The 19,532-nt window shown below is 57.2% G+C and carries 15 protein-coding genes; 8 read left to right on the forward strand and 7 right to left on the reverse strand.

Annotated elements, in window-relative coordinates; translation table 11 throughout:
- Positions 1–83 precede the first annotated feature (83 nt).
- Both Q4G72_RS03080 and odhB read left to right on the forward strand, forming a co-directional pair.
- Positions 84–2,930 carry a 2-oxoglutarate dehydrogenase E1 component gene (locus tag Q4G72_RS03080; RefSeq protein ID WP_303309968.1) on the forward strand — a complete coding sequence of 949 codons (2,847 nt, stop codon included), beginning with the start codon at positions 84–86 and terminating at the stop codon, positions 2,928–2,930.
- Positions 2,931–3,026: 96 nt separating this feature from the next.
- Positions 3,027–4,679 carry a 2-oxoglutarate dehydrogenase complex dihydrolipoyllysine-residue succinyltransferase gene (gene odhB, locus Q4G72_RS03085; protein ID WP_303309969.1) on the forward strand — a complete coding sequence of 551 codons (1,653 nt, stop codon included), beginning with the start codon at positions 3,027–3,029 and terminating at the stop codon, positions 4,677–4,679.
- 81 nt (positions 4,680–4,760) lie between these two features.
- Here the strand turns inward: odhB and Q4G72_RS03090 are convergent, their stop codons facing one another.
- On the reverse strand, positions 4,761–5,129 hold the full coding sequence (locus Q4G72_RS03090; protein ID WP_303309970.1) for a group III truncated hemoglobin: 369 nt from the start codon (positions 5,127–5,129) through the stop codon (positions 4,761–4,763).
- 121 nt (positions 5,130–5,250) lie between these two features.
- On the reverse strand, positions 5,251–5,646 hold the full coding sequence (locus Q4G72_RS03095) for a group III truncated hemoglobin (RefSeq protein WP_303309971.1): 396 nt from the start codon (positions 5,644–5,646) through the stop codon (positions 5,251–5,253).
- Between the two features lie 360 nt (positions 5,647–6,006).
- Between Q4G72_RS03095 and Q4G72_RS03100 the strand changes: the two genes are divergently transcribed.
- Positions 6,007–6,498, forward strand: coding sequence for a DUF4126 family protein (locus Q4G72_RS03100; RefSeq protein ID WP_303309972.1), 492 nt, complete (start codon positions 6,007–6,009; stop codon positions 6,496–6,498).
- Between the two features lie 36 nt (positions 6,499–6,534).
- On the opposite strand, the gene yedA is transcribed toward Q4G72_RS03100, so the two are convergent.
- The gene (yedA, locus tag Q4G72_RS03105; protein WP_303309973.1) at positions 6,535–7,476 is read right to left on the reverse strand and encodes a drug/metabolite exporter YedA; all 942 of its coding nucleotides are present in this window, start codon (positions 7,474–7,476) and stop codon (positions 6,535–6,537) included.
- Between the two features lie 171 nt (positions 7,477–7,647).
- Between yedA and Q4G72_RS03110 the strand changes: the two genes are divergently transcribed.
- On the forward strand, positions 7,648–9,309 hold the full coding sequence (locus Q4G72_RS03110) for a M1 family metallopeptidase (protein ID WP_303309974.1): 1,662 nt from the start codon (positions 7,648–7,650) through the stop codon (positions 9,307–9,309).
- 492 nt (positions 9,310–9,801) lie between these two features.
- A complete protein-coding gene (lpdA, locus tag Q4G72_RS03115) occupies positions 9,802–11,208 on the forward strand; it encodes a dihydrolipoyl dehydrogenase (RefSeq protein ID WP_303309975.1) in 1,407 nt (468 codons plus the stop codon).
- Positions 11,209–12,099: 891 nt separating this feature from the next.
- Here the strand turns inward: lpdA and Q4G72_RS03120 are convergent.
- Positions 12,100–13,776: a hypothetical protein gene (locus Q4G72_RS03120; protein ID WP_303309976.1), complete on the reverse strand. Its 1,677-nt coding sequence runs from the start codon at positions 13,774–13,776 to the stop codon at positions 12,100–12,102.
- A 351-nt stretch (positions 13,777–14,127) separates the two neighbouring features.
- On the opposite strand from Q4G72_RS03120, the gene Q4G72_RS03125 reads away from it, so the two are divergent.
- A complete protein-coding gene (locus tag Q4G72_RS03125; protein ID WP_303309977.1) occupies positions 14,128–15,390 on the forward strand; it encodes a S41 family peptidase in 1,263 nt (420 codons plus the stop codon).
- A gap of 96 nt (positions 15,391–15,486) precedes the next feature.
- Here Q4G72_RS03125 and Q4G72_RS03130 read toward each other — a convergent pair whose 3' ends face one another.
- Positions 15,487–15,867: a DUF805 domain-containing protein gene (locus Q4G72_RS03130; RefSeq protein ID WP_303309978.1), complete on the reverse strand. Its 381-nt coding sequence runs from the start codon at positions 15,865–15,867 to the stop codon at positions 15,487–15,489.
- Positions 15,868–16,217: 350 nt separating this feature from the next.
- Here Q4G72_RS03130 and Q4G72_RS03135 point away from each other — a divergent pair, with 350 nt between their 5' ends.
- Entirely contained in the window at positions 16,218–16,622 is a 405-nt protein-coding gene (locus Q4G72_RS03135) for a hypothetical protein (protein ID WP_303309979.1), read from the forward strand.
- 163 nt (positions 16,623–16,785) lie between these two features.
- On the forward strand, positions 16,786–17,106 hold the full coding sequence (locus Q4G72_RS03140) for a hypothetical protein (RefSeq protein WP_303309980.1): 321 nt from the start codon (positions 16,786–16,788) through the stop codon (positions 17,104–17,106).
- Between the two features lie 137 nt (positions 17,107–17,243).
- On the opposite strand, the gene rlmF is transcribed toward Q4G72_RS03140, so the two are convergent.
- Positions 17,244–18,236 (reverse strand): 23S rRNA (adenine(1618)-N(6))-methyltransferase RlmF, encoded by a 993-nt coding sequence (gene rlmF, locus Q4G72_RS03145; protein ID WP_303309981.1) that lies wholly within the window; start codon positions 18,234–18,236, stop codon positions 17,244–17,246.
- Positions 18,237–18,380: 144 nt separating this feature from the next.
- The gene (locus Q4G72_RS03150; RefSeq protein WP_303309982.1) at positions 18,381–19,457 is read right to left on the reverse strand and encodes a WD40 repeat domain-containing protein; all 1,077 of its coding nucleotides are present in this window, start codon (positions 19,455–19,457) and stop codon (positions 18,381–18,383) included.
- Positions 19,458–19,532 lie beyond the last annotated feature (75 nt).

The following is a 19,532-nucleotide window of genomic DNA, read 5'->3' on the forward strand; positions in this document are numbered from 1 at the left end:
GGTTTATTTGAGTATGCGAATATCAGTTTTTGCTTTCTGATGTTAGCTTTTACCTTTACCGCCGTCACACCAGCTCCTACCGCATGGACGCTTACTCTTACATCGCCAACGCCCATGGCGAATATATTGACCAACTGTACCAGTCCTATAAGAACGACCCCGAGTCGGTAGACTTTGGCTGGCGCAAGTTTTTTGAAGGCTTCGACTTCTCGCAGCAATACCCTGAAGGTGGTATTCCGCAGGCCGATGGCGAAGGCGTTTTAACTACCGCCGCGGGTACCAACCAGGCCGGTACTATCCGTGCCGTCGATACGGTTTCGGCTGATAAAGAAACCCAGGTTCGCAACCTGATTCATGCCTACCGCAGCCGCGGCCACCTGGTGGCTCGCACTAACCCGGTGCGCGAGCGGAAAGACCGGAAAGCCCGCCTTAGCCTCACGGATTTTGGTCTGGGCGAAGCCGACCTGGACACCACCTTTAAGAACGGCGAAGTGCTGGGCCTGGGCCCGAACGCCAAGCTGCGCGACATTGTGGCCGCGCTGGAGAAAGTGTACACACGCACCATTGGGTTCGAGTACATGTATATCCGCGACCCGCAGGTGCTCGACTGGTTCCGGGACAAGGTGGAACACGCTTCGTTGAACTTCAACCCCGGCATCGACTACAAAAAGCGCATTCTGAGCAAGCTCAACGAAGCCGTTGTATTCGAGAACTTCCTGCACACCAAATTCCTGGGCCAGAAGCGTTTCTCGCTGGAAGGCGGCGAAACCACTATTCCGGCGCTCGATGCCATCATCCGCAAGGGGGCTGAACTGGGCGTAGAGGAAGTGATGATTGGTATGGCCCACCGCGGCCGCCTGAACGTGCTGGCCAACATCATGGGCAAAACCTACGAGCAGATCTTCTCGGAATTCGAGGGAACCGCCGTGCCGGATTTGACCATGGGCGACGGCGACGTGAAGTACCACATGGGCTACAGCAGCCAGGTAGATGCCGGTGGCCGCACTGTAAACTTAAAGCTGGCGCCCAACCCCTCGCACCTGGAAGCGGTGAACCCCGTGGTAGAAGGCTTCGTGCGCGCCAAGCTGGACCACGGCTACGGCAACGATTACCATAAAGTACTGCCCATCCTGATTCATGGCGACGCAGCTGTGGCCGGCCAGGGCATTGGGTACGAGGTAACGCAGATGTCGCAGCTGGAAGGTTACAAGACCGGCGGCACGGTGCACTTCGTTATCAACAACCAGGTAGGTTTTACTACGGATTTCGAGGACGCCCGCTCCAGCATTTACTGCACCGATCTGGCGAAGATTATCGACGCCCCGGTGCTGCACGTGAACGGTGACGACCCCGAAGCAGTGGTATTTGCCGTGCAGCTGGCCACCGAGTACCGGCAGCAGTTCCACGCCGATATCTTTATTGATATGGTGTGCTACCGCCGCCACGGCCACAACGAGTCGGACGAGCCGAAGTTCACGCAGCCCACCCTGTACAACCTCATCAGCAAGCACCAGAACCCGCGCGAGGTATACAACGCCATGCTGGTACAGCGCGGCGATGTAGACGCGCAGCTGGCTGCCCAGATGGACAAGGAATTCCGCGACACCCTGCAGGCCCGCCTGGACCTGGTGAAGCAGAAGCCATTGCCCTACAACTACCAAGCCCTCGAAAACGAGTGGCGCAGCCTGCGCCGCAGCAAGTCCGAGGACTTCGACCAGTCGCCGGCTACAGGTATCAGCGAAGACATGGTAGCGAAAGTAGGCAAGGCGCTGACTACGCTGCCTGAGGGCTTCCGCCCCCTGAAGCAGATTGAAAAGCTGATGGAGGAGCGCAAGAAGATGTTCTTCGAAACGCGCGTGCTCAACTGGGCCGCCGGCGAATTATTGGCATATGGCTCATTGCTGGCCGAAAAACACATTGTGCGCCTGAGTGGGCAGGATGTGCAGCGCGGCACGTTCTCGCACCGCCACGCCGTACTGCATGACGCTGAAACCTCAGCCCCCTATAACTCCCTGAACTATATCGGTGAGGGGCAGGAGCAGATGCGCATCTACAACTCGTTGCTGAGCGAGTACGCGGTACTAGGCTTTGAATTCGGGTATGCCATGGCTAACCCCACGGCCCTGGTTATCTGGGAGGCGCAGTTCGGCGACTTTGCCAACGGCGCTCAGACCATGATTGACCAGTTCATTGTATCCTCGGAGAGCAAGTGGCAGCGCATGAACGGCTTGGTGATGCTGCTGCCCCACGGCTACGAAGGCCAGGGCCCGGAGCACTCCAACGCCCGGCCCGAGCGTTTCCTGCAGCTGGCTGCCGAGAACAACATTGTAGTGGCCAACATGACCACGCCGGCCAACTTCTTCCACGCGCTGCGCCGGCAGCTGACCTGGGAGTTCCGCAAGCCGTTGGTGGTAATGTCGCCGAAATCCATGCTGCGCCACCCGCTGTGTGTGTCGCCGGTGGAAGAGTTTACCGCCGGTTCCTTCCGCGAAGTGCTCGGCGACGTGTACGCCGAGGACAAGAAAGTAAAGCGTGTACTGCTGTGCTCGGGCAAAGTGTACTTCGACCTGCTGGAAGAACAGCAGAAGTCGGAGCGCCGGGACGTAGCCATTGTGCGTCTGGAGCAACTGCACCCCTTCCCTCAGAAGCAACTGGCGGCCGAGCTGGCTAAATATCCCAAAGCCAAAGTGTTCTGGGTACAGGAAGAGCCCGAGAATATGGGCTACTGGAACTACCTGCTGCGCTTTATGCGCCGTGAGCTGGAAGATGTGATTTCGCGCAAGCCCTCCGCCTCGCCGGCTACCGGCTATAACAAGGTGCACGTGAAAGAGCAGAAAGAGTTGGTGGCCCGCGCCTTCGACAAGCCCCGTGAAGAGGTAGCCGACGCCACCATTAAGGCCACCGCAGCAAACGCTCAAAAAACCGACTAGCGCAAGCTTCCTTGCCCAGTTATAACCACATAGTTCCGCAGGCACGCACTACCTAGTTCGCGCTACCTACCCCCGAAACCCCTCAATTCTCTCCCTATGGGTCTGGAAATTAAAATCCCCGCCGTCGGCGAGTCCATCACCGAGGTTACCATTGCCAAGTGGCTCAAGAAAGACGGCGAAACCGTAAAGCGCGACGAAGTAATTGCCGAGCTGGAATCGGATAAAGCCACGTTTGAGCTGCCCGCTGAAAAGGACGGTGTCTTGCATATTCACGTGGCCGAAGGCGAAACCATTGGTATCGGGACGGTCATTGCTTCTATCAATGGGCAAAGCCCGGCTGACGTGGCGGTTCCTGTGGCCCAGGCAACTCCCGCAGTAGCCCCTGATCCGGTGAGCAAAGGCGAGGAAAACCCTAAAGCCAGCGACCAGGCCGGTTACGGTGGGCAGCCCGCCGGCGGCGCAGCCGCTCCGGCTCCTGCTGCCGCGCCCGCCAGCACCGGTGGGGCTACGGTGGAAATGAAGATTCCGGCCGTGGGCGAGTCCATTACGGAAGTAACCGTGGCCAAATGGCTAAAGGAAGACGGTGCCCAGGTGCAGCGCGACGAAATCATTGCCGAGCTGGAATCGGACAAGGCTACGTTTGAGTTGCCTGCGGAAGGTAGTGGTACGCTGCGCCACGCGGCCAAGGAAGGCGAAACCATTGGTATTGGTGCTACCATTGCCCGCATTGAAGGTGGCAGCGGCGCTGCGGCCGCGGCTTCGGCGCCAGCCAGTGCTCCTGCCGCCGCACAAGCTGCTCCGGCTGCCATGACTTCGGCAGCGTCTGCTACTACCAGTTATGCTACCGGCACGCCTTCGCCGGCGGCTGGTAAAATCCTCGGAGAAAAGGGCATTAGCCCGGCCGATGTGCAGGGTTCCGGTCGGGATGGTCGCATCACGAAGGAAGATGCCCAGAATGCTCAGGCTCGTCCGGCTGCCCCGGCCCCACAAGCGGCCCCAGCAGCCCCTGCGCCAGCCGTTACCCAGGCCGCTCCCGCCGCTAGCGGCAACCGCAATGTGCGGCGCGAGCGGATGAGCAACCTGCGCAAGACGGTGGCTCGTCGTTTGGTATCGGTGAAAAATGAAACGGCCATGCTCACCACCTTCAACGAGGTGAACATGCAGCCTATCATGGACCTGCGCAACAAGTTCAAAGACAAGTTTAAGGAGAAGCACAGCGTGGGCCTCGGCTTCATGTCGTTCTTCACTAAGGCTGTGTGCGTAGCCTTGAAAGAGTGGCCCGCCGTGAATGCTCAGATTGACGGCACCGACATCGTGTACAACGACTTCTGCGACATCAGCATTGCCGTATCGGCCCCCAAAGGTCTGGTAGTGCCGGTTATCCGCAATGCGGAGGAACTGTCGTTCGATGGCATCGAGAAGGAAATCCAGCGCCTGGCTGGCCTGGCCCGTGACAACAAGCTCACTATTGAGCAGATGACGGGCGGCACGTTCACCATCACCAATGGTGGTGTGTTCGGCTCCATGATGAGCACGCCTATCATCAATGCCCCGCAGTCGGCTATTCTGGGGATGCACAACATTGTGCAGCGCCCCATTGCCGAGAACGGACAGGTGGTGATTCGCCCGATGATGTACCTGGCGCTGAGCTACGACCACCGTATCATTGATGGCCGCGAGTCGGTATCATTCCTGGTAAGGGTGAAGGAGTTGCTGGAAGACCCCACGCGCTTGTTGCTGGGCGTGTAAGCGCGTCAGCCTAATCCGTAAAAAAGAAAAGCCCTCCCGAAGCAATTTCGGGAGGGCTTTTTATTGTAAAGTCAGTGAAGCTTAAGCCGTATGCGCCCGGGAAAAAAGGGTGGAAAGCTTATGCTTGGCTTCTTCCGCTTTGCTGCCGGAGAATTGCTCCTCCACGGTGCGCTCCAGCAGGGAAATCCAGCGCTGTGAGCGGGGCGCTTGCGAGGTCAGCATAGAATGCAGCGGAATAGGCTCGTTTTCCCGATACCGGCTGGTACCCAGTAAGGTGCTGCTCCAGAAATCGTAGAGGGAAGTCAGGTGACGGGGCCAGTGAATCTGGGCTACGGCCTGGCACAGGGGGGCCAGCAACTCGTCATCGTTTGCTTTACTAAACGCAGTATCTACCAGCGTTTTGATGTCGCCTTCGTTCCGGATATCATGCAAAGCAGTTGAAGATTTCATAGCAGATGGGGTTGACGGGTAGATACGTAGCGAATTTACGCAGGTTTCGTGGAATTCGCATTCGATTGCAAAAATTTTATTTCAATTTTTTCTTCTAACCGTCCTAATATACCCTTTCTGACTAGAGAATATGCAATGGATTGCGAGCCTGCTGAATACGGTGCTGGAAAATATGCGCAATGTTGCCCGCCTTACGAATGGCATCATCGGCAACGGGGCCGGCAAAATGCGCCGCTACCGTTTCGGTGAAGAGGGTGAGCCAGCGGTGGAAATGCTGACCATCTACGGGTAGTACGAGGTGTTTGGGAAATGGCCGGCCACGATACCGGCCAGTGTTCAGCAGCAGGCCACTCCAGAAGTCGTACATAGTGGGCAGGTGCTGCTCCCAGTGCACCTGGGCTACCTCGTTGAAGATGGGGCTGAGCAGCTCGTCGGCGTTTACTTTATCATAGAAACGGTCAACCAGCAAACGAATGTCGGCTTCAGTAGTAATATCAGAAAGAGCGGGAGTAGGCATGCGTCGTAAGCTTTGGGAGCGGGAAAATAGCCCGTGCAAGGCAAGGGATGCCGGTTAGGGCTTGTTGGTAGTAGCCCTACAATAGCGGCTCAAAAATAAGTCAGCTGAGCCAGCCTTAGGGTGGAGGAGGTTGATTACAAAGGATATATACGTGCTGGGCGTTATGGGGGCCGGCTGCTTGGTGGCTAATTCATTGGGCTTATTTCTAAGTAGTTGGCTGACGCTTTTAAGTGTTGACTAATGATGTTTCTGCAGAAACGTTTCGTGGCCATTGGGAGAATCAGCCAAAGCAAGCAGCCATTCAGAAAGGATGTGCGTTTAAGCAGCAGACTTCTCTTCTGATCCATTATATCTATGAGTATGGCATCATCTTCGGCTTTCTGGAAAACCATAGGCATGGGCGTAATTGCCGGTATGCGCAGTATGTCGGCCCCGGCGCTGTTAAGCAGTGCGTTGCGGCAGCACCCTTCGAGGCGGCTGGCGCACTCGCGGCTGAGCTGGCTGCAGAGCAGTGGGGCCAGCACGGGCCTGAAGCTGCTGGCCGGAGCCGAAATGATAGGGGATAAGCTGCCCAATGCCCCCAACCGTACGGAACCCATCAGTGTAGTGGGCCGCACCCTATCGGGGGCACTGGTAGGCGCAGCACTCTATAAGCTAAACCGGCAGAAGCTGCTGCGTGGGGCTGCTGTAGGTGGGTTGGGTGCTATAGCGGGCACGTTTGGCGCCTTTGCGCTGCGCAAACTGGCCGCCGACTCCGGTGAGCTGCCTGAGCCCCTGCCCGGCGTGGTGGAAGACCTGCTGGTGGTAGCCGGTGGCAAAACCCTGCTGCACCACTACCAGCCCCGACGGTAGGCTGCCCCACCGTTCAGGGCTGTTTTCGCTACGGGCCTAAGCTGGCTGGGTGTCTTTCAAAGCGGGTACCGGGGCCTTGCGGCGCCCGCCCAATACCACCAGCACAACGGCTACCACAATCAGGGCGGCGCCGCCCAGCATTTGAGCGTTCAGTGTTTCGCCGGCAAAGCCCCAGCCCAGCAGTACGGCTACTACGGGGTTTACAAAGGCATAGGTGCCGGCCAAAGCGGGCTCTACGTGGCGCAGCAGCCAGATATAGGCTGTAAACGCTACAATGGAGCCAAACGTAACCAGGTAGACGTAGGCTATCCAGGACTTGGTGGTTACGGCCGCCACCTGAAAGCCGCTGGCCTCACCGCGCAGCAGGCCTACCATAATCATGGCCAGGCCGCCGCATAGCATTTGCATGCCGCCTGATACGAAGGGCGAGGAGGCCGGCTGCTTTTTCTTGGAGTAGAGTGAGCCGATGGACCACACCAGCGCGGCCGTAAGCACGCAGATAATGCCAATGCTTTCGTGGCCGGGAAGGGCTACGTGGGAAGCACCGGGCGTACGGGCCAGCAGGTATACGCCGGCCAGGCCACAGCCCAGCCCCAGGGTTACCCAGGCCGTAGGTTTCGCCGAAACACCACTCAGCCAGCCCAGCAGTGCCAGAAACATAGGTACCGTAGCCACCAGCAGCGCCGCCAGCCCGGAGGGAATATATTGCTCGCCCAGCGTTACGCCGCCGTTACCAAAGCCCAGCAGACATACCCCAATAACGATGGCATGCAGCCAGCCTTTGGCAGTGGGCGCCGGGGCGCCACGCAGGCGCATAAAGCTGTAGAGTAAAGCCCCGGCCAGTGCGTAGCGGGTACCGGCCATGAGCAGCGGCGGAATGGAATCAATAGCGAAGCGGATGCCCAGGTAAGTAGAACCCCAGATGATGTAGAGGGCGGCAAAAGCCAGCAGAAGTGAGGCGCGGGCGGGACGAGACATAACGAAAAGACAGAGTGCAACGCAAACCTACACCAGAATACCCGGTGGATGGCGCCGGAATCTTGCGGAATTTTAACACTTGGGCGCTGAAGCGCGGCAACGCCAACTCCAGGTTGGCGTCTTTGCCGGAAGCCTTACCTTGGTACCCGTTCCGCACCCTCGTTTTTTCTTATGACTCGAAATCTTCTCCTGCTCACCGTTTTGTTTCTGAGCCTGGCCCAGGCCGCCACAGCCCAGCTGATGCAGCCCAAAACCGCCTTTACCCGCGCTGACTCGCTCCGGGGAGCCCTCACGCCCCTGCGCACCTGCTACGACATCAACTACTACCACCTGGATGTAAAGCTGGATATCGACAACCGAGCCCTCAGCGGCTCCAACCTGTTTCGCTTCACGGCCACCCAAGATTTCACGCGCCTGCAGTTTGATCTGTTTGCCAATCTGAAGGTGGATAAGGTGGAGTACAAGGGCCAGGAAGTGCCGTTTACGCGGGAGGCCAATGCGGTATTCGTCACGTTTCCACAGCCCATCCGGCAGGGTACGAAGGATGAGTTCCGGGTGTATTACTCAGGGCAGCCTATTGTGGCCAAGAAAGCGCCCTGGGATGGGGGGTTGGTGTTTACCAAGGATGCCAAAGGCAAACCCTGGGTAGCTACGGCCTGCCAGGGAATGGGCGCCAGCGTGTGGTGGCCCACCAAAGACCATCAGGCCGATGAAGTAGACTCTATGCTCATCAGCATCTCAGTACCCAAGGGGCTGAAAGATGTTTCCAACGGCCGCCTGCGCAAAGTAACCAAGCTGAAAGGCGGCTACACGCGCTATGATTGGTTTGTTGCGAACCCTATCAACAACTATGATGTGGCCCTGAACGTGGGCGACTACCAGCATTTCTCGGATGAGTACGCCGGTGAGAAAGGCAAGCTTACGCTGGATTACTGGGTGCTGCCCGAAAACCTGAGCAAGGCCAAAACCCACTTTGCCGCCAACGTAAAGCCGATGCTGAAGTCGTTTGAGTACTGGTTTGGGCCGTATCCCTTCTATGAAGATGGCTACAAGCTGGTGGAAGCGCCGCACCTGGGCATGGAGCACCAAAGCGCCGTGGCCTATGGCAACAAGTACCAGAACGGCTACCTGGGCACCGACCGGTCTGACACGGGTCAGGGCCTGAAGTGGGACTACATCATTATCCACGAAAGCGGCCATGAGTGGTTCGGCAACAACATCACCTCCAAGGATATTGCCGATATGTGGGTGCATGAGGGCTTCACCACCTATACGGAAGCCATGTTTGTGGAAAGCCAGGCTGGCCCGGCTATTGCGGCCGATTATATTCATGGCACCCGCAAATGGATTCAGAACGACCAGCCTATCATCGGGCCGTACAATGTAAATAAGGAAGGCTCAGGCGACATGTACCCCAAAGGAGCAGCGCTGCTCCATATGCTGCGCCTCACGGTGAACGATGACGCCAAATGGCGCCAAATCCTGCGCGGCCTGGGTCAGCAGTTCTACCACCAGACCGTCACCACCGAGCAGATCATCAACTACATCAATCAGCAGAGCGGCCAGAACCTCACGCCCATCTTCGACCAGTACCTGCGCCACCCCAACATTCCCACCCTGGAAGTGCGCTCCACGCAGGATGGCAAAACCCTGGCCCGCTGGATTGCCGATGTGCCCGCCTTCGATATGCCCGTGCGCCTGCGCACCAAAGGCGGCCAGTATCAGCTGGTAAAGCTCACCACCAAATTCCAGCCCCTCACCCTGCCCGGCGTCACCAAGGATAACCTGGAAGTGGATACGCATGATTACTACATCGGCGTGCTGGTAGAGTAGGGGAAGTCTAAGAAAGCCAGCAGCTAAAAGCTAGTTCCCCTCCTCAGATGAGGAGGGGCTAGGGGTGGTTGACCAATCGTTGTTTACCCGAAACGTCATGCAGAGCACAGCCGAAGCATCTCGCGTGCTGACTTTATTGGTACAAAAACTTATGAAAAGCCCGTCATGCTGAGCGCAGTCGAAGCATCTTGGTAGTGTGGTAAACCCATACGAAGCGGTAGAGATGCTTCGACTGCGCTCAGCATGACAGTTACTTTGGCAACGTCAGCACGCGAGATGCTTCGACAAGCTCAGCATGCACATTGTTGATGCACATTGGTTCGGGCTTCCTGCAACCAAACAACGTCATTTACCGCCCCGGCCTGCGGCCACACCTCCTTAAAAAAGGAGGGGAGCTAACATCCGGTGTTAAATTCTGGTTTCACCCAAGCGCGCCACCGATTCATCCGTACCTTCGCGCCCGTTGATTTCCACCGAACTCACCCGCTGAATATGAACCAATACGACGTTACCGTTATCGGCTCCGGCCCGGGCGGTTATGTGGCAGCTATCCGCTGCTCCCAGCTCGGCCTAAAAACGGCCCTTATTGAGAAGTACGACACCCTGGGCGGCACCTGCCTCAACGTGGGCTGCATTCCCAGCAAAGCCCTGCTCGATAGCACGGAGCACTACCACAATGCCCATACTACCTTCAAGGAGCATGGCATTGAGCTGAGCGACCTGCAGATCAACATGAACCAGCTCATCGACCGGAAGAACGGCGTGGTGAAGGCCAATACCGACGGCATCATCTACCTGATGAAGAAAAACAAAATCGACGTCATTCAGGGCGTAGGTTCGTTCGTTGATAAAAACCACATCAAAATTCAGCCCACCGCGGGCGGCGAGGAGCAGCAGATTGAGACCAAAAACGTCATCATTGCTACCGGCTCCAAGCCCACCGTGCTGCCCTTTATTGCGCAGGACAAGGAGCGCATCATCACCAGCACCGAGGCCCTGAACATCCGGGAAGTGCCCAAGCACATGATTGTAATTGGCGGTGGCGTAATCGGGCTGGAAATGGCTTCCGTGTACGCCCGCCTCGGCGCCAAAGTATCGGTGGTGGAGTTCATGGACTCGCTCATCCCGACCATGGACCGCGCCCTGGGCAAAGAGCTGAAGCGCATTCTGGGCAAAATCGGGATTCAGTTTTTCCTGAGCCACAAAGTAACCGGCGCTACCCGCGAGGGCGACGCCGTGACGGTAACCGCTACCAACCCGAAAGGCGAGGAAGTGAAGTTTGAAGGCGACTACTGCCTGGTGGCCGTGGGCCGCGTGCCCTACACCGCGGGCCTGAATCTGGAAGCCGCTGGCGTGCAGATGGAAGAGCGCGGCCGCATTAAGGTAGACGAGCACCTGCAAACCAACGTGCCCGGCATCTACGCCATCGGCGACGTGGTGCGGGGCGCTATGCTGGCGCACAAGGCCGAGGAAGAAGGCGTGTTTGTGGCCGAAACCATTGTGGGCCAGAAGCCACACATCAACTACCTGCTCATCCCCGGCGTGGTGTACACCTGGCCAGAAGTGGCTGGTGTGGGCTACACCGAGGAGCAGCTGAAGGAAATGGGCAAGGCCTACAAAACCGGCAACTTCCCCTTCCGCGCCTCGGGCCGCGCCCGCGCCTCTATGGACCTCGACGGCTTCGTGAAAGTGCTGGCCGACAAGGAAACCGACGAAATCCTGGGCGTGCACATGATTGGCCCGCGCATCGCCGACCTCATTGCGGAAGCCGTAACGGCCATGGAGTTCCGCGCCTCCGCCGAGGACGTAGCCCGCATGAGCCATGCTCACCCCACCTATGCCGAAGCCATGAAGGAAGCGTGTTTAGCTGCGACGGATAACCGGGCGATTCATATGTAATTCCGCGTTTGCGATAAAGAAAAAACGGCTGGCGCTATAGTAGCGCCAGCCGTTTTTGCGTTTCAATGGAATGAAATAATAAACAACAGAGAGCAAAATAAGGCTATACCAGTAAAGCACTCGGTATCTTTTCAAGTGCCATGATTTGGAATAGCGTAACTCGTGTCCGGCTTTGCAGTGGAAGTTGTAATGCCCCTACTGCATCAGTGACAAATCGAAACTACGCCACTAGCGTTATTTGAGTAGAAATGCCCAGCCTCCCGCTTTGCGAAGTACTTAGAGCGTGCTAACGCGTATGTACAATGTCTAGAGTATAGTTAACGCCATCCTCGTAAGAATCTTGGTGCCAGACGAATCGGTTTTCTGTTAGCTGCGTAACGGTCATGGTTGTTTTGTAGCCACTCGACGTTTCGCAATTAATGACGTTTCCCTTAGTAGTGTATTTGTAGGTTGTTTTAATGGTTGGATCGTTGGGGACGTAACGAGTTATTTCCGTTTTGGTCACCTTTAAGTTGAACGGTCCCATTCCACCCTGCTGTATTATACAATCATAGTACCCGCAACGGCATCTGCCTTCAGTAATACAGATATTCTTAAAGGTGCCAGATTCAAATTTCCACTCACCTTTTATATCACGTGGTCTAACATGATTGGCATCAGGGCTGCCGCATGTCGTTAGCAGAACTAGTAGTAGTGAAGTCAGGATTAAAAGTCGCATACCTATCATGTCTTTATAAGAGCCTCAAAAGTGCAATAAGTAGTTTGAGCTACCAACTATTCTTAAGCGCTGGAATTCCCCAGCATGAAACCTCAAACAAGCCCACCTACCCCCTCCAAACGGCAACAGAAGCTTGTCCCCACCGAGGGAGGGACGAGTAGTAAGGCGCTTCTCTACGTCTTCTGCACCAGCTTAAACCCATCCTTCGTTACCTGGTATTGCTGGCCCTGAATGGTGATGGTTTCGCCTTCCAGCAGCTTGCTTAAATCCATGATGTCGGCCTCGATGGTGTGCAGGGAGAAGCCGTGCTTGCGGGCCAGGGCGAGGTAGCGCGGGTTGATGTAGTCGTGCACCCCGCACAGGATAATGCGGACGTGGGCCGTGGTGTTTTTGAGGAGCTTGGCGTCGCGGGGGAAGGTGTAGTTATCCGCAATCAGGATAATGTCGGTGGAGTCGGCGGCCGGAGTGAGCTGTTGGGCGTAGAGCAGGGCTTCGGCGTCGTTTTCGGGCGCGTCGCCCCCGCCACCGGCTTTCATGGCTTCAATCAGCTTGTTTTTGATGGGCTCGTAGCTGTCGGTTTTTACCTGGTAGAGGCCGCCGGTTTTGCCCACGCGCTTGTTCTTGTCGGGCTGGTCGTCGCCATCGTTAAAGAACACGAAGGTTTTTTTGTCTTCGAGGGCGCTGAGCTGCAGCCAGGCCAGCAAATCGTAGGTGTAGGGGAACATGCTGCCGGTTACGTCCGTCACCACCACTTCCTTGCTCCACTCGGGGTGGCGCTGCATCACGCGGGAAACCACGTTGGCATCGGGCGGCAGGGGCATTTCCACGGCGGCGGTATCAGCGGAGGCCAGCAGTTCGCCGGCTTTGGTAATGCGTGCCTCGCAGTAGTCGTGCTTGTGCTGCGGGTTCTTGTGTTTCAGGAACACGCGGTACAGGCGCGCCACTGAGTCGGGTAGGGAGAAGTTGATGATGGCCACATCGGGCTGGCCCATCAGCTGCAGCGGCCCCATGGGCAGGCGCACGGCCCCCTTCACAATAAACGGAAACTGGCGGCGGTTGATGGGGAAGCCCGAGGCAAACACCACGCTCTTGCGGATGGCTTCTTCCAGCTCGGAGGTGCAGAAGGGCTTGCTGGTGGGCTGCACCTGCACGCTTTGGGTGTTGCCGCTGGCATCCACCGTCATCTGAAACTTCACAATTTGGGGGGTGCGCTGCGGGCATTTGTAGGCCCGGCGCAGGTTCAGGGCCATCTGGCGGTTGGTGAAGCGGCTCAGGGGCAGGTTGCAGGCCACTGCCTTGCCCTGGCTCTTTTTAGCGGCTTTGGGGCGCTTTTTTTCCAGCAGGCGCAGCTTGCGCGTGAGGCTGTCCAGGTCGGCGCGGCTGGTGGCGGCGGTGGCGTGCTTGGTTACATACACCACAAACCCGTGGAAGAACGGCTGGCAGGCGGCGGGGCTGTTGCAGCCGGTTTGCTCCACCAGCGTCCAAGTCACAGACTCGTCCTGCAGCAGGCCCGGCACCCCAGCGGCCAGGTTACGGATGCGGCTCAGGTTAAGCTGGCGTTGATTAAACGTGGGGTTGAGGCGGAAGGCCGTGTACACCAGATCCACGCGCACAATATGCCGCTCCTGCAGGCGCAGGGCTTTTAAGTCGGCGCCCGAGAAGGTAGAGGGGAGTTCCAGGGCCTCCAGATCCGGCAGCGGCTGGTAGCGCGCCGTGCGGTAGGCGTTCAGTTGGTCGTAGAAGGTGTTCAGCTCCGTTTCCGGCGGAGCCGTTTGCGCGAAGCTGGCGGCACTGGTGAATAAGAGGAAAATAAACCCACTGAGAAACGCCCGAACCGATACAGAGAACATGGAATAAGATAATAAACGTAACAGAGTGCAAACTACGCATTTGCTTGAGACGTCCTGGAATTCTTTTTGGAGTAGTGGGGACACAGGAAACCATCCGTCATGCTGAGCTGGTCGAAACATAATGAGTGCTGAGTTTTCCACACTATATGTCATCCTGAGCTTGCGAAGGACCTTCTCACGGCAGAACGACTTGCATTTCAACGTGAGAAGGTCCTTCGCAAGCTCAGGATGACAGGCGAAGCGAGCGAGATGTCTCGGTCCCTGACTTGATGCGCCACATACACGACATGATGTTCTAAGCAGGGTTTTGTAACTAGTAGGGCGGTTCTGTTCTCCGCTTTTCTTCTGGTCATGAATTCTTTCCAACGCCTGCTCTGCCTGTTGCTTCTGCTGCTGCTTCCCGGCGCGCTCTGGGCGCAGGCCAACCTCACGCCCGCGCAATACCAGCAGGACTTCGACTACTTCTGGACCACCGTCAACGAGAACTACTGCTACTTCGACAAAAAGCAAACCGACTGGGCCAAAGTGCGCCAGCTCTACGCGGTGCAACTGCCCGGCATCAGCACCCGCGCGCAGTTTGTACGCCTGCTGGAAAACGCCCTTAACGAGCTCTACGACAACCACGCCTCCCTCTCCACTAACCTGCCCGATTCCCGCCGCCTCCTGCCCTCGGGCACCGATGTGTGGGCGCAGTTTCAAAACGGAAAAGCCGTGATAGTGGCCGTGCGCCCCGGCTTCGGGGCCGAGCGGGTGGGCCTGCGCCCCGGCATGGAAGTGCTGGCAGTAAACGATGTGCCCATAGCGCAGGCCCTCCAGCCCTTACTGGGCCGCAGCCTGAAAACCATTGACGAAGCCGCCCGCGAAGTAGCCCTCAACCAGGCCCTGGCCGGTGACCACCGCACTCCGCGTAAGCTCACGGTACTGGCCCAAGGCAAGCGCCGCCAGCTGTTCCCCGATAAGCCCAGCGCCCAGCTGGAAAATATCCATTACCCGCACCTACTGGAAAGTCGGCAGCTGGGCTCCATCGGCTACATCAAAATCAACAACAGCCTCGGCGACAACCGCCTCATGGCCGCCTTCGACAGCACGCTGGATGCGCTGGCCAACACCACCGGCCTCGTCCTGGACCTGCGCGAAACCCCGGGCGGCGGCAACTCCACCGTAGCCCGCGCCCTTATGGGCCGCTTTATTACCCAGGAGCAGCCCTACCAACGCCACGAGCTAACGGCCGAAGAGCGGGAGTTCGGCATTAAGCGCAGCTGGATAGAGCTGGTTTCACCCCGGCCCCGGCCATACACCCGGCCTCTGGTAGTGCTGGTGGGCCGCTGGACGGGCAGCATGGCCGAGGGCATTACGATTGGCCTGGATGCCATGCGGCGCGCCACCATCATGGGCACCGAAATGGCCCGCCTCAACGGGGCCATTACCTCGTATCAGCTCCTCAATTCTGGTTTCGGCTTCAACATTCCCACCGAGCGCCTCTACCGGGTAGATGGCCTGCCGCGGGAGAATTTCGTGCCCGCGGAGCGCATCAGTCCAGCCACCCAGGGCACCGAGGATGTAGTGCTAAAAAAAGCGGTGCAGCGTCTGCAGGCGAATAAAACAGGGAAATAGGAAGCTGCCTTTCTTGTCCCCTGCTGCTTGCTGCAAAAACAAAAAGCGGCTGAAACCGGAGTAGGTTCAGCCGCTTTTTATGAGATGCTCCGGTTGTTAATAAGCTAGAACTTCCTGTGACTTGGGGTCTGGGCCGTACTTATTCTCTCCGCGCGTGCCCTCCGTGCAGAAAAGCACCAACAGCCAGATAGCGCCAATGACGGGAATAAAGCCAATCAGCAAAAACCAACCGCTCTTCTCTACATCATGCAGGCGACGAACTGCTACTGCCAGGCCAGGGATGATAAATATCAGAGACGCCAGCAGGGAAAGGTAGCCCGAGCCAACAGAGTCTATGCTAGTGCCCAGAACCGAGTCCAGCACGATGGCAGCAATACCGATTAGAATCTGAAACAGGACAAACATCCAATATTCTTTTCTTCTGGCCCGGCCAGTGAATACAGCGTATTTCTTAAAAGCTAGTAAAAAATATTCCATGCGTAATAGGGAAAGAGGTTCCTACTCATGAGGCTTTTCGGTAGCGCCCCGTTGTTTTTAAGTGGGTTCTGGTCTCCACTGGCCGGGCTGGTAATTACTAGTAAGCGAACTGCCTTAGCTTGTAGCAATATAACAGGGTTGTTGTATTATATGAGTACTCAAGCCAAGAGGCATAGAAGAAGCCACCGCTAGAAATTGCGCTGGCAGTATATACACCCATACAGAATAGGGAATTCCAGATACGATGCCTGAAGCCTGGCTACACGGAGCGAATCCACAGTCAATGAAAAGGAAGTGAGTAACTAAGGCTGTATGGAAACCTTGTAGCAAGAGCTTGCGAATACGCCAGTATGGGCAAGCGCAACAAAAAGAAGAACTCGAAAAAGGACGGCGTTTCTGACGATATCATTGACGGTGCCGCCTTATCCATTAAGCGGTTCCGGAAGGTGACCAATGAAATTGCCAAGCTGAGCACCGGCCAAAAACTGGTGGGCAGTCTGGCATTGGTGGCAGCTGGCTATCTATACTATGATAAGCTAAAGCGAGAGGGTGGACAGATAACCTACCATGGTTTCACCTTCCCGTTACCGCAACTGGCCGCCGCCAAAGAAGCGTCCATAACCGAGGAGATAGATGCCGAAGTGGTAAGTCCACCCAAAGCGGTGGCCGCTCACAAAAACCATAAAAGCCCCAAAGCCAGAAAACCGCGCCCTGACTTTGGCCGCAAGCCTGCCGCCAGTCCTGACGATGAATAGCCGGCCGCCGGCGGCTGTTCGTGTGTCCGGCCATACCCGCCCAGGCTATGTTAAGAATTCCGGGTGCGGCAACCTTCGCTAGCTGAATTGCGGATACCCTCTTGCGGTTGATGCTCTTATTAAAGTCTCAAAAGTCTCACTATTCCTTATATCAACAGAAGCCATGAAAAAGAAGAACAAGACTAACGCTAAAGCGAAGGCGGCCCCCAAAGCGGCTAAGAAGAAATCCCTGCTGGGCGGGGCGGCCAAGTCCCTCAAAAAACTGACCAAGGGCGGGGGCAAACTGAGCGCCACGCAAAAGGTTGCGGGCGGGGCTGCCCTGGTAGCGCTGGGGCTAGGCTATTTAGCCAGGCGTCGCAAGGCGGCCACCAAGCCAGTGAATCCTGCTTCCGATGCTACGGCTGCAGAAGATAACCTGGCCGCTTTGGAGGGAGTCAGCAAGAAATCCTCACCGAAAGGTTCAGCTAGCACCAGTGCAGCTTAAGTAGGCTAACTACTAAATCATGAAGCGCTGGCTGCTTCACTTGCCGGACGAGGATAATTCCCCGTTCACGCAAGTGGAGCAGCCAGCGCTTCTTTGTTTTACTTAGAAATTGAAGCGAACAACGCCCTAGTTATCGGCTATGGTTTTTCCTCGGTGGCCGCTGGCTTGGCGCCCCAGCGCTTCTCGCGCCAGGCTTGTTGCTGCTCGGCGTCCAAGAAGGTCCAGGCCACCACCCGGCTGATTTTGTGGCCCTGCGTCATGGAAATGGTGCGCACCTCCACTGCCCCCAGCTTTTTCAGCGACTTGTACAAGCCGGGCAAGGTTTCTTTCTTGGAAACCAGCGTGGTAAACCAGAAGCACTTGCTCTTAATCAGGACGCTTTCTTCGGCCATGCGCCACAGGAAGGTGGCCTCGCCACCGGGGTACCACAGCTCCGTGCCCCGGCCACCAAAGTTGGCTTCGGGCTGGGGAGTTCTGGTGGTGCCCAGGTTGTGCTCCTTGCGCCGGCTGGCCATGTCCGCCTCGGCTTGTGAGCCGTGGAAAGGCGGGTTGCACATGGTTAGGTCGTACACCTCATTGGGCTTTAGCACCCCGTCAAAAATATCGTCCTTGGTAGCCTGTTGACGGATTTCTACCGCCCCGGCCAGGGAGGGGTTGCTGGCCACAATCTGCCTGGCCATGCGCACGGCCACCGGGTCTACATCAGAGCCCACAAACTTCCAGCCGTATTCCCGATGCCCAATGATGGGATAAATGCAGTTAGCACCCACGCCCACATCCAGCACCCGAATGCTGCGGCCGGTAGGCACTACGCCCTCGTTCACGCTGGCCAGCACATCGGCCAGGTAGTGAAGATAATCGGCCCGGCCCGGGATGGGCGGCGTGAGGTAGCCAGCCGGAATATCCCAGTGCTGAATGCCGTAGAAATGCTTCAGCAGCGCCTTGTTCAGGGCCTTTACCGCCTCGGGATTGGCAAAGTCGATGCTCTCATCTCCATACTGATTTACGGCTACAAAGGCGGCCAGCTCCGGGTAGGTTTTGATGAGCTGCGGAAAATCGTAGCGGCCCTTGTGGCGGTTGCGCGGGTGCAGATTCTCTTTATCGGGGGCAGTATTTTTCTGTTGGCTCATAGGGCGGGGTAGAAACACCTGTTGGCGTCTCGTTGAGGCTGCGGTTGCGAAGGGTGGAGCCGCGAATAAGCGCTGCTACGGCGGAACGCCTGCTCAAAGGTACCCAGACTTCGGGCAACCTTAGTGCGGCCCCTCTGACCGGCCTTAGTGTGCCCGCTGCCAGATGTGCACGGTATTGTCGGCGCTGGCGCTGGCCAGCCAGTTGCCATCCGGGCTAAAGGCCACATCGTGTGCATCGTCTGTATGCTCGGCAAAGGTTTGCAGCAGCTGGCCGCTGGCCGTATCCCAGAGCCGCACCGTAACGCCGTTGGGTAACTGCGCGCTGCCCACGAAGTGCTGCCATATTTCCCCAATCTCCGACCGGTCCCGGCTGCTGCTGGCCAGCTGCCGCCCATCAGGGCTATACGCTATGCCGTACACGCATTCTGCCTCGCCGGTAAGGGTGCGCACCAACCTGCCTTCGGGCAGGCTCCAGATCTTCACCGTTTTGTCGTCGCTGCCGCTGGCTAGTTGTCGGCCGTCGGGGCTGTAGGCTACACTGAGCACGGCCTGGGTGTGCCCGGTAATGGTGCGCTCCAAGGCGCCCGTAGCTACGTTCCATAACTTAATGGTATCATCGAAACTGCCGCTGGCCAGCTGTCGGCTATCGGGGCTAAAAGCCACACTCCAGATGTTCAGTTTATGCCCCTTTAGGGTCCGGGCAGGCGTGGCGGAGGCTCCTGCTACTGCCCAGAGCCGGATGGTCTTATCCTCGCCGGTGCTGGCCAGGTAGCGCCCATCGGGACTGAAGGCTACTGACCATACGGTGCCGGTATGCCCGGGCAGGGTAGCGGCAAGTGTCCCATCCGCCACTCGCCAAAAGCGCACCTGGTCATCGTAGCAGCCGGTAGCCAGATACTGCCCATCGGGGCTGAAAGCCATAGCCGTAACGCCGATAGGGTGTTTCAGCCGGCGTAATAAAGTACCCTCTTTATCCCACAGCAGCACGGTGCTATCAATGCCACAGCTGGCCAGCACTTGGTTATCGGGGCTGTATACTACCTCCCAAACATGTGCCTTATGGCTGGTTAGCACTTTGTGCAGCTTGAATAAGCCGCTATTGGTTTGCGCAGGCGCGCGGTGCAGATGCTGATATAAGAGCACCACGCCCAGGAGGAGCGTTAAAACAACAAAAAGGGGGACTACTTTAAAACGACGTGCGGGAGTCAGAATGCTAGGCATAGCTCAAGAATTAGAGAGGATGCCAGCAAATTAATAAATCATATAGAACCTTGCAATGCATAGTAGTAAAAATAA

It is taken from the genome of Hymenobacter sp. BT730 (assembly GCF_030542105.1).
Classification (GTDB): domain Bacteria; phylum Bacteroidota; class Bacteroidia; order Cytophagales; family Hymenobacteraceae; genus Hymenobacter.

Coding starts and splice junctions, on each gene's coding strand:
- Q4G72_RS03080 (WP_303309968.1), top strand. CDS start 84: ATGGACGCTTACTCTTACATCGCCAACGCCCATGGCGAATATATTGAC.
- odhB (WP_303309969.1), top strand. CDS start 3,027: ATGGGTCTGGAAATTAAAATCCCCGCCGTCGGCGAGTCCATCACCGAG.
- Q4G72_RS03090 (WP_303309970.1), bottom strand. CDS start 5,129: ATGAAATCTTCAACTGCTTTGCATGATATCCGGAACGAAGGCGACATC.
- Q4G72_RS03095 (WP_303309971.1), bottom strand. CDS start 5,646: ATGCCTACTCCCGCTCTTTCTGATATTACTACTGAAGCCGACATTCGT.
- Q4G72_RS03100 (WP_303309972.1), top strand. CDS start 6,007: ATGGCATCATCTTCGGCTTTCTGGAAAACCATAGGCATGGGCGTAATT.
- yedA (WP_303309973.1), bottom strand. CDS start 7,476: ATGTCTCGTCCCGCCCGCGCCTCACTTCTGCTGGCTTTTGCCGCCCTC.
- Q4G72_RS03110 (WP_303309974.1), top strand. CDS start 7,648: ATGACTCGAAATCTTCTCCTGCTCACCGTTTTGTTTCTGAGCCTGGCC.
- lpdA (WP_303309975.1), top strand. CDS start 9,802: ATGAACCAATACGACGTTACCGTTATCGGCTCCGGCCCGGGCGGTTAT.
- Q4G72_RS03120 (WP_303309976.1), bottom strand. CDS start 13,776: ATGTTCTCTGTATCGGTTCGGGCGTTTCTCAGTGGGTTTATTTTCCTC.
- Q4G72_RS03125 (WP_303309977.1), top strand. CDS start 14,128: ATGAATTCTTTCCAACGCCTGCTCTGCCTGTTGCTTCTGCTGCTGCTT.
- Q4G72_RS03130 (WP_303309978.1), bottom strand. CDS start 15,867: ATGGAATATTTTTTACTAGCTTTTAAGAAATACGCTGTATTCACTGGC.
- Q4G72_RS03135 (WP_303309979.1), top strand. CDS start 16,218: ATGGGCAAGCGCAACAAAAAGAAGAACTCGAAAAAGGACGGCGTTTCT.
- Q4G72_RS03140 (WP_303309980.1), top strand. CDS start 16,786: ATGAAAAAGAAGAACAAGACTAACGCTAAAGCGAAGGCGGCCCCCAAA.
- rlmF (WP_303309981.1), bottom strand. CDS start 18,236: ATGAGCCAACAGAAAAATACTGCCCCCGATAAAGAGAATCTGCACCCG.
- Q4G72_RS03150 (WP_303309982.1), bottom strand. CDS start 19,457: ATGCCTAGCATTCTGACTCCCGCACGTCGTTTTAAAGTAGTCCCCCTT.